Raw genomic sequence first — 16,236 nt, forward strand, 5'->3', positions numbered from 1 at the left:
GCCACTCCTTGGCCAACTGCAATATAAAATGGTTTGCTAGCGTTTACGCCAAGCTTGGGTGCGCTTCTCGAATAACTTATTGATTAACATATGAATCAACTTCGCGCTCGCTGCCGATATCATAATCATCACCGCCATGGCAGCAGCTGCACCCGTTTGCCCCGCGTCGTCCATATTCAGTACTGAAACTGACGCAGGTATCGTATCGATAGAATACAAGAATACTACCGCAGATGTCGTGGTAAGTGCATTAATAAACAGGTATGTCGCAATATCTAAAATCGCAGGCAGACAAACAGGCACCGTCACCTTAAAGAACAGCTTGTATTGCGGTAAGTTCACCGAGGCTGCGGTCGCTTCAATTTCATCAGGTAGTTGTTTTAATGCAGTCAGCGCCGTCATGTGACCGACTGTGTAGTAGTGAACCACTGTATTAATCACCAAGAACGCCATCGTGCCATACAAGAAGTTGAGTGGATTACTCAAATCATTGAAGTAGAAGATATAACCCAAACCCAGAACCATACCCGGAACGGCCATCGGCACCACACTGAGCATCTGCATTGCTTGACGAACAAGGCCGAATGCGCGGCCTTTCTCAATACAGTATGCCCCTAGGAAAATCAGAACCGTACCGATAATAGCAGTCCAAGCGCCGAGGGTTAATGAATTGAAAAATGGCGTCCAACCATAAGTACTCATCTCTGCGAAGTTATAATTATTTAGCGTTAGCGTTTTATTCCAAGGCCAGAAGGTGACCATAGATCCGTATATCGCCATGCCCAGCACGATAACCACGGCAGCAGAGATGATGGTGCAATAGAGGAAACATAAGCCATCACGTAGAGAGCTAGGTTCAGGTTGGTACGCAACAGAACGAGTATCAAACAAGCTCTTTTGTTTCTTTTGAACCCAGCGATCAACGGAAAACGCAAGCAACGCAGGCAATAGCAGCAAGATACTGGTTACCGCTCCCATAGAGAAGTTCTGTTGACCAACCACCTGCTTAAAGATGTCAGTCGATAGAACGTTATAACTGCCACCAATCACCTTTGGCACACCAAAGTCACAAACCACCAGCGTAAATACAACAATCAGAGTGCTGATCAAACCATACTTTGCCGCCGGTAGCGTCACCATGAAAAAGGTTTTTAATGATGAAGTATTGAGTGCTCGTGCCGCCTCATACAGACGAGCATCAGAGGTTCTCAATGAAGTAGTTAAAATCATTAGGGCGTGTGGAAACGTCCAGAATATTAAGCCCAGCGAGATACCAATCAAGCCGTACACCGAGTTCCCCCCTAAGACTTCTTTAGCGATACCTTGGTTGCCAAATAAGAAGATCAAACTGATCGCAGGAAGCAACGACGGAGCTAGAATCGGCGCTGATCCCAACACCTGAAAAAGCCCCTTAAAAGGCATACATGAACGAGTCAATGCATAGGCATAACCAAACGCTAATACACCCACAACAACCGTTACTAGCAGACCCAAAGTAAAAGTGTTCCCTACAGATTGCCAAAGGCTTTGAGAAGCAAAATACGTTGCGAAATTTTGTAATCCTACAAAATCACCGTCTGCGTTCTGAACACTCTTTTTCAACATTGCCCACAGTGGCATCAGAATAAATAGCGTCATGACCACAGACAAAAAAGCTAGAAGCCCGAATAGGATTACGTTGTCTTTACTTAACCGAGCAAGGAAAGGCGTTACTCGTCGTTGAATTAGCAGCTTAGATTGCATCATTTGAGTCGATTCCATGATAGTTACGCCGCCTCGTCTTTCATCACTTGCAGGCTTTCAGATGGGTAAGCTCTAAGGCCTTCTTCATCAAACGCTACGTAACGAATATCGCTGCGACGCAGTTTCAATCGATTAAACTCTTTAACTGATACATCAACGATGATCTCTTTCGCCGTTGAGTCATGTTGCAATTGACACTCAACACGATAAAACGCCCCTAAGAATTCGCTGGATACGATTCTCACGGGTAATGACTCACTAAAACGATCAACAAATTGGATTTGCTCTGGACGAACGGCAATATCAAAAACATCACGTAGATTTGGCGTGAGATTATCTAAGCGAGGTAATGGTAGCATTGACTCTGCAATGCGTATCTTGCCTTGAGCCGCAACAGAAGCTTGAATGAAGTTCATGCTGCCAACAAACTCAGCAACAAAACGACTGACAGGTTTTTGGTAGATCTCTTGTGGAGCACCGACCTGCTCGATAACGCCATGATTCATCACGACAATACGGTCGGCCATCGTTAGGGCTTCATCTTGGTCGTGCGTCACCATAATAGTGGTGATACCCAGCTTACGTTGCAGTCGGCAGATCTCATCACGCAGGTGTGTTCTTACCTTCGCATCCAACGCAGAAAGCGGCTCATCAAGTAATAACAAACCTGGAGACAACGCCAATGCGCGAGCCAGAGCAACACGCTGCTGTTGTCCACCAGACAGTTGATTCGGATATTTTTGGCCAGACGTCGGTAAACCAATCGTTTCTAACCAAGACTCTACTGTTTCCAGAGCTTCTTTGGTCGACATCCCTTGATTCTTCAGACCAATCGCAATGTTTTCTTCCACTGTGAGATTGGGAAACAAAGCATAAGATTGAAACACGATACCAAAGTCACGCTTTTCTGGTGGCAAGAAGGTCGTATCATTACCGTTCTGCTCAATCGAGCCTGAGGTCGGTAAATCCAGTCCTGCAATCGCACGTAGTAGTGTCGTTTTACCGCAGCCAGACGGGCCAAGGAAACAGACGAACTCACCTTTATCTATCGATAGGGAGATGTCTTTTAACGCTGTAAATTGGCCAAATTGCTTTACAACGTTTTCAATATTCAAATAAGTTTGGTTGCTCATACTACAGCACTCTCTATATGGTATATACCAAATTTAAACTGAGAATATTGCAGTTGAGTGACAAATTTATAGTAGCTAAATGACAGTTATATTGCAGATATAATAAGCATTAAAGGTTGCTATTTGTTCAGAATTAACAGTTCGTTCAACGTTAAAAGCCCTCAGTGACTTGCCCATAAATCACTGAGAGCCTCAATGCAAACTTCCAATTTAAACGCTAGATTGATCTATGATTCAATCTTGTCGGCTTTGCCCGCCGCACCTGCGAGTTTGGATAACTGTTTATCTAGCCATAATGGCGTGTTACCAGAATCTTCCACGTTCTCTTTTCTTCGAACAGCATCTCTAACCATCATAGCCCCAACCCAACGAAATGGCTCTGGAGGGAAGTAGCCTCGTGGACCGCTAGTTAAACCACTACGTGTCCATTCGTTATCATCTCCTAACACCAATGAAGACAAAATTTTCCCTCCCATACGAGTTTGAGCAACACCATTACCTGAGTAACCGAGCCCATAATAAATGTTGTTTTGGCCTTTTAGGTTACCGAAAAATGGCAATCCGGTGACGGAACGATCTGAACCACCCGACCAGTTGTAATCGAATTCACTTTGCTCAAGTTTAGGGAACAATTTTTGGAAGGATTGATTGAGAATCGGCAGATAATTGGTGGTTTGGTTGAACATGCTTTCGACTTTATTCGCAAATGAGAATTTATTGCCGCCTTTGCCCAACATGAGTCGTCCATCTTGGGTGTCTCGGTAGTAATGAACAAAGATTCGAGAATCCACCACTGCAGCTCCTTTTTCGGGGCCAAACTGCTTGAGTTTTTCCGGGATTGGCTTGGTTACAACCATATCTGACGAGACAACCACAATACTGCGTTTGAACTCTTTGAAATGATCGAGCATCCACGCGTTGAGCGCCAAAATAACTTTATCGGCAAAGATAGATCCGCCCTTAGTTTGGATCCGAGCCAGAGAGCCATAATCGAGCGAAGTCATCTCTGTGTTTTCATGAATTTCGACACCTAGATCAATAGCCACTCGGCGTAAGCCTCGAGCCAATAAAGCGGGTTGCACACTGCCTGCAGCTTCTGAGTAATAACCCTCAATGTGGCGTTCAGATCCCGCTTTATCAGCCAAAGAATTATCGCACTTCTTCCAACTATTGATACCCTGCTTGATCAACTCATTAACGACAGGTTCCATTCCACCTTTTTGCGCATCATTGGTTGCCGTGTAGTAAGTTCCGCTGCGATATAGATGCGCGTCAATCTTGTGTTCGTTACAGAAGGCTTCGATCTCGTATATAACCTTTTCCGATTCCTTAACCAACCATTTCGCTTGTTCTTTTCCGTAGAGCTTTTTCAGCGTCGGATACTTAGTCGACCACGTCAACATGCAACCGCCGTTCGCTCCAGAAGCACCGCTACCACATAGGTCTTTTTCAATCACCACAACATGCTTTTCGGGTTGCTGTTGTTTGATTAAAATCGCCGTCCATAAACCCGTATAGCCACCGCCAACAATAGCGATATCACAGTTGACGTCTTTTTTCAGTGGCTTCGCGGATTCTAGCCCCGCGTTAATATTGCCAAACTCTTGTTCCAACGCTTGCTTGAACCAATATGAGTAGTGCTTTGTCATTTGTTGTACCTTACTTAAAATCTAAAGGCGTAAAACTAAAAAAGGAAGACCGAAGCCTTCCTTTACTGATTTCTAACTTCTAATGAACTCAATAGTTAATTAACTGAATAGGTCATCAGATTAAGATTTAGGCTCTGATTTAGCGTCAAACTTCTCAGACCATGTTTTCAATACGTCTGTACGCTCGCTGCCCATGCGTGCAAAGTCCATTTTTGCCATGTTCTTTTCTACGTTAGGGAAGTTTTCAATTGTTGCTGTCACATCTTGGTGACCAACAACTGGGTACACTTCGATGTAAAGCTCGTTTGCGGCTTTAGAGATAGACCAATCAACAACGCGCTGCGCCGCATCAGAAGCCTTAACAAGACCTACCGCTTCAGATTCCCAGCCGATACCTTCAGGCGTAATCACAGAAAGTGGCGCACCTTGAGTTTTCAGCTTAGCGCCACGGCTCGCCATAGAAATACCGATAGCCACTTCACCCATGCCCGCTTGAACACATGGCTTCGAACCTGAGTGCGTGTAGTGAGCAATATTTTGATCTAGCTTCTGCATGTAGTTCCAACCTTGGTCTTCACCCATGTTTTGTAGCCAAGCCGAAACCTGCATGTAACCCGTACCAGAAGAGGCTGGATTTGGCATAGCAATGTGGCCTTTGTAGATAGGTTTCGTTAGGTCATCCCAAGACTTAGGTGCCGGTAGGTTCAATTGCTTAGCAACTATTTCGTTAAAGCAAACTGCATTGAAGAATGCATCATTACCATACCAAGCTTGAGTCGATTGTGAGTCGTTAAGGTTTGCACGCAACGCTTCTACACCTTGAGGTGTGTAAGGCTTGAGAATGCCCTCTTCTTTAAGCAAAGCCATAGAAGAACCCGCAAGACCCCATACTACTTCTGCACGAGGGTTGTTTTTCTCAGCCAATAATTTCGCCGTCATGATCCCGGTAGAATCACGCACCCATTTGATGTTGATGTCTGGGTTTTCACTTTCAAATGCGTTTTTGTACTTCGCTAAAATGTCAGTTTCAAAAGCGGTGTAAACCGTCACTTCCTGTGCTGCATAAGCATTACCAGCTAATAGAGTAACTAATGCTGCAAGTGATCCTTTCATAAAACGGTTTTTCATCATTTTCTCCAGTCAGGCCCAATGCCAAGGTTAGAAGTTAGAGGCCTTAAAAAAGGCACCTATATCCATAAATTCATTTAGGTTGTTAGCACATACTTAACTTGGTATGTACCAGATAACGAGTATTAACCTAATCGACTTTTGTGACGGTTAAATGAACAAGAAATGGCAGTTTCAAGATCGAAAAATTTCTTAAGGCAAGTGACACATTTGAATATGAAGCTTTTATGAAAATGATGTTTTGTCTATTTACGACCGTTTAAATTGGTTGTTAAAGTAGCTTTAAATATTGGTATAGTCCAAAATAAAAATCACGAGAATTGAACATGAGAAACGAATACTTACTACTGACACCGGGCCCTCTATCTACTTCTGAAACCGTTCGCCAAGCGATGCTAAAAGATTGGTGTACTTGGGATGATGAATACAACAAAGACGTTGTTGAAGTGATTCGTAGCAAGCTAGTGACTTTAGCCACCAAGCAACCGGGCTACACAAGCGTATTAATGCAAGGTAGCGGCACGGCTTCAGTTGAAGCAACGATTGGTAGTGTTATCTCTAACAGCGGTAAACTTCTAGTTGTTGATAACGGTGCGTATGGTGCTCGTATTGCTCAAATCGCAGAATATTTAAACATTCCATGCCATGTCGTTTCCCCAGGTGAAACATCACAGCCTGACTTGAACAAAATGGAAACGGTATTGGCCATGGATTCAGACATTACTCACGTGGCGATTGTGCACTGTGAGACCACCACAGGCATGCTGAATCCAATTGAAGAGATTGCCAAATTGGCAAAACAACACAACAAAACCGTCATTCTTGACGCGATGTCGAGCTTTGGCGGTATTCCTATGGATATTGCTGACTTGGGTATCGATTACATGATCAGCTCAGCAAACAAGTGTATTCAAGGTGTACCTGGATTCGGCTTTGTTATTGCCAAGCAGTCAGAACTGGAGAAGTGTAAAGGCCAAGCTCGCTCATTAAGCCTTGATTTGTTTGACCAATGGCACTGCATGGAAAGCAACCATGGTAAATGGCGCTTCACCTCTCCGACTCACACGGTACGTGCTTTCTACCAAGCCCTGCTTGAACTAGAACAGGAAGGCGGTATCGAAGCTCGTCACAATCGCTACCAAACCAACCAAACCACATTGGTTGCTGGCATGCGTTCTCTTGGCTTTGAACCTTTGCTAAATGATGACCTTCATTCGCCAATCATCACCTCTTTCTACTCTCCAGCTCATAGCGATTACCAATTCAAGGAATTCTATGACCGTTTGAAAGAACAAGGTTTTGTGATTTATCCGGGCAAGGTTTCAAACGCAGACTGCTTCCGCATCGGTAACATCGGTGAAGTTTACCCGTCAGACATTGAAGCCCTCATTGGCGCAGTGAAAAACGCTATTTACTGGGACATCAAATAATGACGACGACCAATCAAGAGCCTGTTCTGAAGGCAACACACTTTCGAAGTGAAGGCGATGTGAACACCACGCCAGCGCGTGAAAAGTGGAATGAGTCGCTAAACGATGATGCGACTCAAGCGATGTTAAAGCGCGATTCTGACGTGTTTCTTCATCAAGCGATGTCAACGCCTTGCCTAGACACACTTGAAGCTGCAGAAGGCATCTACATACAAGATGCAACTGGCAAGAAGTACATGGACTTTCACGGTAACAATGTTCATCAATTGGGCTACGGCCACCCACACATCATTAATAAAGTGACTCAACAAATGGCGTCATTACCGTTTTCACCGCGTCGCTTCACCAATGAAACAGCCGTTCAGTGCGCTGAAAAACTCACGCAGATCTGTGGTGGTGAATTGAACCGTGTGTTGTTTGCTCCAGGTGGTACTTCAGTTATTGGTATGGCACTCAAACTGGCTCGACATGTCACCAACAACTTCAAAGTCGTTTCATTGTGGGACTCGTTCCATGGTGCGTCACTGGATGCAATTTCAGTGGGTGGTGAAGCCTGTTTTCGTGAAGGTATGGGCCCGTTAATGGCTGGCGTAGAACGTATCCCACCAGCGGTCTCTTATCGTGGTGCTTTTTCGCTTCGCGGGCAAAACCCAGGCGATGCGAACGAGACCGCATGTGATGTGCACTACGCCGATTTCCTTGAGTATGTGATTGAAAAAGAAGGTGGCATTGGTGCCTTCATTGCCGAAGCAGTGCGTAACACCGATGTTCAAGTACCAAGCAAAGCTTACTGGAAGCGCATCCGTGAGATCTGCGATAAGCATAACGTCATGTTGATCATCGACGACATTCCAAACGGCATGGGTCGCAGTGGCGAATGGTTTACACACCAAGCTTTTGATATCGAACCTGACATTCTTTGTATCGGTAAAGGTTTTGGCGGCGGCTTGGTTCCAATTGCAGCCATGGTCACCAAAGATAAATACAACACGGCAGCGCAAGTCTCACTGGGTCATTACACCCATGAGAAAAGCCCTATTGGCTGCGCGGCAGCACTCGCAACCATGGAAGTAATTGAACAAGAAAACCTACTTGAAAAAGTACAAGCGGACAGCGAATTCGTACGTGAACAGCTGCTTCAAATGAAAGAGAAGTACCCAGTCATTGGTGACGTTCGCGGCATCGGCCTGCTCTGGGGGGTGGAATTGGTCACAGATCATATCACCAAAACCCGAGCGTTCGATGAAGCGGAAGCAGTACTTTACCAATGTCTAAACGATGGTCTGAGCTTCAAGGTGTCACAAGGTAACGTGATTCAATTGAGCCCACCATTGATCATCAGCCGCAGCGAACTAGAAGTCGCGATGTCTGTATTCGAAAAAGCGATAGCAAAAGTCTGCAAAGACTTTGAATACCTTTGAATCACCTTTTAAAGCACGTCTTGAAGCAATAATTTCAAGCAACCAATAACCTAAAGCAACCCGTAACCTCCCGACTGAACCTTTGAATTTTAAACAGGCGGGAAGTGACACACAATAGGACATTATTATGAACACTACATCACCTATCCAAGCGGTTATCTTTGACTGGGCTGGCACTATCGTTGATTTTGGATCGTTTGCTCCAACAAGCATCTTCGTTGAAGCATTCAGACAAGGTTTTGACTTTGATATAGACCTAGCAGAAGCGCGTGAACCTATGGGGATCGGCAAATGGGATCATATCCAAGCGGTCGGTCGAATTCCAGCTGTTGACGCTCGTTGGAATGCTCAGTTCGGACGCTCGATGACCAGTGAAGACGTTGATGCGATCTACGCGGCATTCATGCCTCTTCAGAAAGCAAAAGTAGCCGACCATGCCGAACCAATCTTGAATGCAATAGAGGTTGTGAATAACCTAAAGGAGAAGAACGTAAAAATCGGTTCTTGCTCAGGTTATCCGCGCGAAGTGATGGATGTTTTAATTCCTGCTGCTGCAGATTACGGTTACCAACCAGACAATGTAGTAGCAACGGATGACTTACCGCAAGGTGGCCGTCCGGCTCCATTCATGGCGCTTAAAAACGTCATTGATCTAGGTGTAACTAGCGTTGCTGCATGTGTGAAAGTAGACGACGCTGCACCGGGGATCGATGAAGGTCACAATGCAGGTATGTGGACAGTAGGCCTTGTACTATCAGGTAACGAGGCTGGATTGACGTACCAAGAATACTTAGACGCAGACGAAGCAACACTTGCATTGGCACGTGAAAAAGCGAGCGTGAAGCTAAACAAATCAAACCCTCACTACCTGATTGATACTATTACAGACTTACCTGGTGCAATTGCCGATATAGAGAAGCGTTTACTCGCCGGCGAACGCCCATAAAATTTATAAAACACGAGCAGTAAATACACACAAAAAGTAAAAATTAAACCTCGAGAACCGAACAATGGCACGAGGTTTCTTCATTTCCAACATTTGAGACAACATACTATTGACAAATAAAACAGTAAATAGCACTTTAAATATATAATTTTTAACAATTTCATTGACTACGATACGCAATCAGATTAACAATATAAGTACTAAGTAAAAAATAGATCCAGCTGGACCAACGCCTTGATTTACTTATTATAAGCAGTGTCATCAACTAATAAGTGATCGTTTTACTGGCAAGTTCAGATAACAATAATAGTTAATCCAAGGATAAGATTATGAAAAGACTGTCAAAAATCATGTGTGCTGTTGTTGCCGCTTCAGGCTTAGCTGCTGCTCCTTCAATTGCTGCAACCACTTATGTTGGTGCAAAAGTCGGCCTAGGCTGGTTAGACAGCGCGTGTGTAAGCGGTACTAAATGTGATGATGATGCAATTGGTGCTGGTATCTACTCTGGTTATAATTTCACAGAAAGACTTGGCATTGAGTTGAGTTCTGATTTCTTAGGTGATTACAAAACTAGCTTTTCGAAGAATGGCACTACATCATCGTTTAGCGATCCTTTGATCGCAATTTCCTTAACTCCAATGTACCGCCTACCGGTACAGCAAGAGTTTGACGTATTCTTCAAAGCGGGTCCCGCTTACATTTCTCACGGTGGTGAAGATGATGTTGTTTTCGCTGCTGGTATCGGCCTAGAGAAGCAGCTGTCTTCTAATTGGGCGGTGCGTGCTGAATACCAATACTTCGATGATTTCGACGACAACTATGTTCAAGATCTGAACTCAAACCTACTGTCTGTTGGTGTTAGCTACAATTTCGGTACAGGCAACACAACGGCATCTGCAGCAGCAGCTTCTGCCGTTGCTGTAACACAAGCACCATCTGAGCCAATCACAGAGCCTGCAGTTGTTGTGGAAGAGAAAACAACGGTAGTTGTTACTAAAGCGCAAACTGAAAGCTTCTCTCAAGGTATGTTTGAAACAAACAGCACTGAACTGTCTACAGACGGAAAAATTGCTCTAATGCCAATCGTTGAAGTACTTAAAGCTCACCCACAATCATCAGTTGATGTTGTTGGTCACACCGATTCAACAGGTTCAGCAGAATACAACATGATGATCTCTAAGAAACGTGCTGCTGCTGTAGCTGCATACATCGAAGAGCAAGGCATTGAATCAGACCGCATTTCAGCGTCTGGCCAAGGTGAAGAGAATCCTATTGCATCAAACGATACTGCAGAAGGCCGCGCTCAAAACCGCCGTGTTGACGCAACTATCCCTGCTTTTGAATACCAGCAAGAAGTACAAGTAGAAGAAGTTATCGTAGAAGCTGCTGAGTAATAGCACTCTACCTTAATTGCAATAATAAGGGCAGAGTACTTGAAAGTGCTCTGCCCTTTTCTTTATCTACCTTTGCCCATTAACCGTAAGCTGTAAGCCGTAAAAATCAGCCTCACGCCAAAACGGTACAATCAGAAGACTAGACGATTTCCCAACTGTGGGTCATTTCTACGCCCTCACCCAGCATTAGGCACACTGAACAGTACTTTTCTAACGAATCTGCACATACCTTAGCAACAAGCTCAGGAGTAAGATTATCACCAGACACTTCAAAATGAATATTAATTACGGTAAAGATTTTTGGTGCGGTTTCACGACGTGTCGTTGTTAGTTTTGCGTTACAACCTGTGATGTTCTGACCTGCAGATTTCAAACCATCAACCACATCAACAGAGCTACAACCACCTGCGGCCATTAATACCATTTCCATAGGGCTTGGCGCCGTAGCACCGCCACTTCCATCCATCACCACAGAGTGCCCTGATTGAGACTTACCCAAGAATTTAAAGTCTTCGACCCATTTAACTTCTGCTTGCATGTTGTTCCTTAGATGTACAAACGTCATCATTATCTAGTGTTTTATATCAATGCCTACACCCTACTACTGGCGGCATTTAGGAGCAAGATTTTCTCTATGGCATATTTTTTTGTAAATGATGTAATTTTTTCCATCCAAAACCTGTCTCTATACGTACATTCAAAATCGAATGAAAGAACGTCAAGATGAGGTATTTATGAATAAATTATCTAAAATATTGGTATCACTCGTGGTTGCCCTGCCACTGATTTCGCTATTTGTGAGCCAAGCTGGCACTGCCAATACAATGGATAAAACGGCCAATTCGGGAAAAAATGAAATAGCAACACTGGCCGGAGGTTGTTTTTGGTGTACAGAATCTGATCTAGAAAAACTACCAGGCGTAACTGACGTTATCTCTGGATATTCTGGTGGCGAATTAGAGAATCCAACCTACAAGCAAGTCTCATCCGGTAAGTCAGGGCACATCGAAGTGATTAATGTGACTTATAATCCTGATGTCGTTAGCTACGAGCAGGTACTTGACCAATTCTTCAGACACATAGACCCAACTGATGACAAAGGATCATTTGTCGATAGAGGTCCACAATATCGACCTGCTATTTTCTATCGTAGCCAAGAGCAAAAAGACGTAGCTCAGAATTTCATGATGGAAATCGACAAAGCTCAGATCTTTGGAGAGCCATTGAAAACCGAACTGATTAAATTTGAAAAATTTTGGCCAGCAGAAGATTATCACCAAGATTATTACAAGAAGAGCAAAGTTCGTTACAACTACTACCGCTATGCATCGGGTCGTGATCAGTATCTAGATAAGATCTTCGGTGAAGATAGAAAAGAAAACCCGAAAACTATCCGTCAGCTCATAGACAGCAAAAATACGACAACCAATACTAAGACCTACGTTAAGCCGTCTGATGCAGAGATTAAAGCAACGCTAACCTCACTGCAGTACGATGTGACACAGGATGATGCAACAGAGCGTCCGTTTGATAACAAATACTGGGATAACAAGCAGGAAGGTATTTATGTCGATATTGTAACGGGTGAGCCGCTATTCTCTTCAAAAGACAAATACAAGTCTGGTACAGGTTGGCCGAGCTTTACTCAACCAATCAGTGAAGCATATGTCGTAACCACCACTGACTACAAACTGCTTTACCCAAGAACAGAGGTTCGCAGTAAGTTTGGTGATTCTCACCTAGGACATGTATTTAAAGATGGTCCAAAGCCAACGGGTCTACGATACTGTATGAACTCAGCCGCCATGCGCTTTATCCCAGCGGACAAACTGGCAGACGAAGGCTACGAAGAATATGTAGAACTATTCGAGGGCTAATAGCTAATAGCTAATAGCTAATAAATAAAGCTAGATATTAAACATCAAAGCCAGCATATCGCTGGCTTTGTTTTAGTTACCGTAAAACCCACAAACTTAACCTGTTAACACCGTATCTTCTGGGTATTTCAACAAAGAAGGCTCTGGGCGAGCTAACATGTAGGCCAAAGTCAAAGGTCCAATCCGTCCAATCACCATCACTACAATCATAATGTATTTTCCCGGTTCAGAAAGATTAGCCGTTAACCCTGCCGTCAACCCAACCGTAGCAAAAGCAGAGATCACTTCGAACATCACTCGATCAAACGCCGCCTTTTCAGTCAGCATTAACAAAAACATCGCGGTCGTTAATAGCGCTCCGCTGACCACAATAATGGCCAAAGACTTTGTTACCACTTGCCAAGTTACCGTGCGTTTGAACATCACTACATGCTTTTTCTGACGCAGGAACGTCCACGTCGCGACAAATGCCACAGCAAAGGTCGAGACCTTAATCCCACCCCCTGTTGAAGTAGAGCCTGCACCTATCAACATCAGTACTATCATCACCAACAATGCGGGCTGAGTGTACTGAGACAAATCGACACTATTGAACCCAGCAGTACGTGCACTCGCAGACTGGAAAAACGCCGCTAACCACTGACCTTGGATAGACAAACCTTCCATCGTTGCAGGGTTACTTCTCTCCAGTAACCAAAACAACACAGTACCAACTAACAATAGGGTAGGAGTCGCCGTTAGCATTATCTTGGTATGCAAATGTAAATGCTTGAAACCCTTGCGCCAGTTACTAGATAAGTCACCAACGACCGTAAAACCTAAACCACCAAAAATAAATAGACCAGCCAGAGTGAAGATCACCAATGGATCGTCAACAAAGCTCATCATACTGTCTGAAAACAGAGCAAAACCAGCGTTATTGAATGCGGATATCGCATGGAAAAGTGCGTAAAAACTTCCCGTTGTCCAGCCCATTTCAGGAATCCAACGAAAACAGAGCAACACAAAACCAATAAACTCTGCAACCAATGCAAAAATGATGATCTTCTTCACCAATTTCCGAAGGTTTATCTTACGATCTTGCCCAAGCGCTTCTTTCGCTAACGCTTGTTGTTTCAAACTTAGCCGAACACCAAACATGTAGAGCAATACCGCAGACAGCGTCATCTGCCCCAACCCACCAACTTGCATCAAAAACATCAACAAGATCTTTCCAGATAGAGTGAAATGCTCACCAGTATCAACCACACCTAAACCTGTCACACTGATCGCTGACGTCGCTGTAAACAGTGCATCTGTAAAGCTGAGCCCTGTCACAGAGAAAACAGGTAACGTAAGTAGTATCGCCGAAGGAATAAGCACCGCGAGAAAGCTCGTCAGGATAACCTTAGGTTCAGAACCTTTCTTGCGCTTTTCATCTTGCTCTAAAGCGTAAAACAGCCCTCTTCGATTTAACGAATTCATAGACTCACCTTACGATAAGTTTTTGAGTTTATGAGCCAACAGCGTCTTAGGTCCCGCAATAATGACCACATCACCAATTTCCAAACTGATGTCTAACGATGGCGCTTTGGTTAAGTTCGGGCCACGCTTAAAGCCCAAGACTTGTACATCAGTTTCTTTACACAGACTTAAATCGCAAAGTCGTTTGCCTAAGAATTTATGACCGATTACGATTTCTGTCATCGCTAGTCCACTGCCCAGGTCGATAAACTCAAGCACGCGTTTGTCTAACATTTTTCGGGCAACACGTATTCCCATATCTCGCTCTGGCATAATGATATGATCGGCACCAATCTTAGAGAGAATCTTGCCGTGAAACTTATCATTGGCCTTAACCCAAACCGTTTTAGCCCCAGCTTCTTTGACGACCAGTGTCGCTAGAATACTAGAGTTAACATCCGCCCCGATAGAGACCATGACCATGTCATAGTCGTCCAATCTAAGCTCAACCACAGTCTCTTCATTGGCACAGTTAGCAACAATCCCCTGCGACACAAAAGCGGCCGCTTCTTTCACTTTCTCTTCATCAATATCAACAGCAAGAACTTGAGCTCCTGAATCTTGAAGCTCCTTACACACAGACAGACCAAAGCGCCCTAATCCAATAACTGCAAATTGTTTGTCACTCATTCACCGCTCCATTTAAAAAGCTACTTAACGTCGAAAACCGATGACTAAATTGTCTTCATACCGAAAAACGACTATATATGCATAGATAAATAAAAATGTCAGCTAATCGCTTGATTTATAAAGGTAGAGAACAAAAGTGATTTCTGCTAATTTCTAACCCATAATTTCTGCGGCAGTACACACAATGAATGAATTCGTAACCCAAGTTCAAACCTACATCAACCAGAGCCATAGTGATTGGGCAAATAGTGTTCTATTTATCACCATTGCGAGTTTTTTCGCTTGGGTAGCTTGGCGACTTATCCATAACCGTCTAGAACTACTGGTTCAGAAGACCCAATTTCATTGGGATGATCTATTACTTGAAGCACTAAAAGCACCTGTCAGCACGTTACTTTGGTGTTGGCCTGCAACTGTCTCTATCGGCTTAGTCCTTCAAGATCAATTTGGTAATGAGATCAACTGGTTAAAAACACTTAAGCATATATTGATTATATGTACATTTGTATGGTTTACATTACGGATGATCAGCAACTCTGAAGCGTATGTTTTAGAGCAAAAAAACAGAGATGAAACCACAGTTCAAGCTATCGCGAAGGTCGCTCGGCTGTTCTTCATGGTGATGGGTGGCCTAACTATCATGCAGGCGTTTGGGCTCAGCCTATCTGGTTTACTCACCTTTGGTGGTGTCGGTGGTTTAATTGTCGGCCTGGCTGCGAAAGATCTACTATCTAACTTCTTTGGCGGCATGATGATTTACTTCGACCGACCGTTTAAAGTCGGCGATTGGATACGCTCTCCCGACCGTCAAATTGAAGGAACCGTAGAACGCATTGGCTGGCGTATGACGATAATTCGCACTTTTGATAAGCGTCCTCTTTATGTTCCAAACTCAGTATTCAGCAGTATTGTAGTAGAGAACCCATCGAGAATGCTAAACCGCAGAATCAATGAGACCTTTGGACTTCGTTATCAAGATGCAGACAAACTCGCCCTCATTGTTGATGACGTAAAAACCATGCTTGAAAACCACAAAGATATCGATGCCAAGCAAACACTCATCGTCAACTTTGATAAGTTTGGGCCATCAACGCTAAACTTCTTTATTTACACTTTTACAAAAACCGTCAACTGGGTGAGGTACCACAAAGTTAAACAGGATGTGCTGTTACAGGTATTAGATATTATTCATAAGCACGATGCCGATATTGCATTCCCAACTCAGACACTTAAGATTGACTCTCAAGACATTGATCGCTGTCAAGACATTAGTCGCTCTCAAGATCTTAGTAATTAACACCCTGAGACTAATAGATAGCCAAGGTCGATAAAAAAGATGTGTAAGGCGTGATAACATGGTGGTAGTAGTCCTATATAACTCA

The 16,236-nt window shown here is 43.9% G+C and carries 13 protein-coding genes; 6 read left to right on the forward strand and 7 right to left on the reverse strand.

What is annotated here, in order from left to right; all coding sequences use genetic code 11:
• Positions 1-36 precede the first annotated feature (36 nt).
• The 4 genes from SJY39_RS13075 to SJY39_RS13090 all read right to left on the reverse strand — a co-directional run bounded on the left by SJY39_RS13075 (position 37) and on the right by SJY39_RS13090 (position 5,656).
• A complete protein-coding gene (locus SJY39_RS13075) occupies positions 37-1,746 on the reverse strand; it encodes a putative 2-aminoethylphosphonate ABC transporter permease subunit (protein ID WP_016769150.1) in 1,710 nt (569 codons plus the stop codon).
• Between the two features lie 20 nt (positions 1,747-1,766).
• A complete protein-coding gene (locus tag SJY39_RS13080) occupies positions 1,767-2,876 on the reverse strand; it encodes a putative 2-aminoethylphosphonate ABC transporter ATP-binding protein (protein ID WP_016769149.1) in 1,110 nt (369 codons plus the stop codon).
• A gap of 227 nt (positions 2,877-3,103) precedes the next feature.
• Positions 3,104-4,525, reverse strand: a complete 1,422-nt coding sequence (locus SJY39_RS13085; protein WP_016793614.1) for an FAD-dependent oxidoreductase — start codon at positions 4,523-4,525, stop codon at positions 3,104-3,106.
• A 120-nt stretch (positions 4,526-4,645) separates the two neighbouring features.
• On the reverse strand, positions 4,646-5,656 hold the full coding sequence (locus SJY39_RS13090; RefSeq protein ID WP_032546076.1) for a putative 2-aminoethylphosphonate ABC transporter substrate-binding protein: 1,011 nt from the start codon (positions 5,654-5,656) through the stop codon (positions 4,646-4,648).
• A 323-nt stretch (positions 5,657-5,979) separates the two neighbouring features.
• Between SJY39_RS13090 and phnW the strand changes: the two genes are divergently transcribed.
• The 4 genes from phnW to SJY39_RS13110 all read left to right on the forward strand — a co-directional run bounded on the left by phnW (position 5,980) and on the right by SJY39_RS13110 (position 10,844).
• Complete coding sequence (gene phnW / locus SJY39_RS13095) at positions 5,980-7,083, forward strand: 2-aminoethylphosphonate--pyruvate transaminase (protein WP_016796948.1); 1,104 nt, start codon at positions 5,980-5,982, stop codon at positions 7,081-7,083.
• Positions 7,083-8,504 (forward strand): aspartate aminotransferase family protein, encoded by a 1,422-nt coding sequence (locus SJY39_RS13100; RefSeq protein WP_016788897.1) that lies wholly within the window; start codon positions 7,083-7,085, stop codon positions 8,502-8,504. Before phnW ends, SJY39_RS13100 begins: the two co-directional genes overlap by 1 nt.
• Positions 8,505-8,631: 127 nt before the next feature.
• Entirely contained in the window at positions 8,632-9,450 is an 819-nt protein-coding gene (phnX, locus tag SJY39_RS13105) for a phosphonoacetaldehyde hydrolase (RefSeq protein ID WP_016769144.1), read from the forward strand.
• Between the two features lie 329 nt (positions 9,451-9,779).
• Complete coding sequence (locus tag SJY39_RS13110; RefSeq protein ID WP_016788896.1) at positions 9,780-10,844, forward strand: OmpA family protein; 1,065 nt, start codon at positions 9,780-9,782, stop codon at positions 10,842-10,844.
• Between the two features lie 139 nt (positions 10,845-10,983).
• Here SJY39_RS13110 and SJY39_RS13115 read toward each other — a convergent pair whose 3' ends face one another.
• Complete coding sequence (locus tag SJY39_RS13115) at positions 10,984-11,382, reverse strand: OsmC family protein (protein WP_010428733.1); 399 nt, start codon at positions 11,380-11,382, stop codon at positions 10,984-10,986.
• Positions 11,383-11,578: 196 nt separating this feature from the next.
• Here SJY39_RS13115 and msrB point away from each other — a divergent pair, with 196 nt between their 5' ends.
• Positions 11,579-12,721: a peptide-methionine (R)-S-oxide reductase MsrB gene (gene msrB, locus SJY39_RS13120; protein WP_022570982.1), complete on the forward strand. Its 1,143-nt coding sequence runs from the start codon at positions 11,579-11,581 to the stop codon at positions 12,719-12,721.
• A gap of 96 nt (positions 12,722-12,817) precedes the next feature.
• Here the strand turns inward: msrB and SJY39_RS13125 are convergent, their stop codons facing one another.
• Entirely contained in the window at positions 12,818-14,185 is a 1,368-nt protein-coding gene (locus SJY39_RS13125) for a TrkH family potassium uptake protein (RefSeq protein ID WP_010428729.1), read from the reverse strand.
• A 9-nt stretch (positions 14,186-14,194) separates the two neighbouring features.
• Complete coding sequence (locus SJY39_RS13130; RefSeq protein WP_010428726.1) at positions 14,195-14,854, reverse strand: TrkA family potassium uptake protein; 660 nt, start codon at positions 14,852-14,854, stop codon at positions 14,195-14,197.
• Between the two features lie 184 nt (positions 14,855-15,038).
• On the opposite strand from SJY39_RS13130, the gene SJY39_RS13135 reads away from it, so the two are divergent.
• Positions 15,039-16,151, forward strand: coding sequence for a mechanosensitive ion channel family protein (locus SJY39_RS13135; RefSeq protein ID WP_016796950.1), 1,113 nt, complete (start codon positions 15,039-15,041; stop codon positions 16,149-16,151).
• Positions 16,152-16,236: the final 85 nt, after the last annotated feature.

The sequence above is a fragment of the Vibrio sp. R78045 genome, from assembly GCF_042466085.1.
GTDB lineage: Bacteria > Pseudomonadota > Gammaproteobacteria > Enterobacterales > Vibrionaceae > Vibrio > Vibrio cyclitrophicus.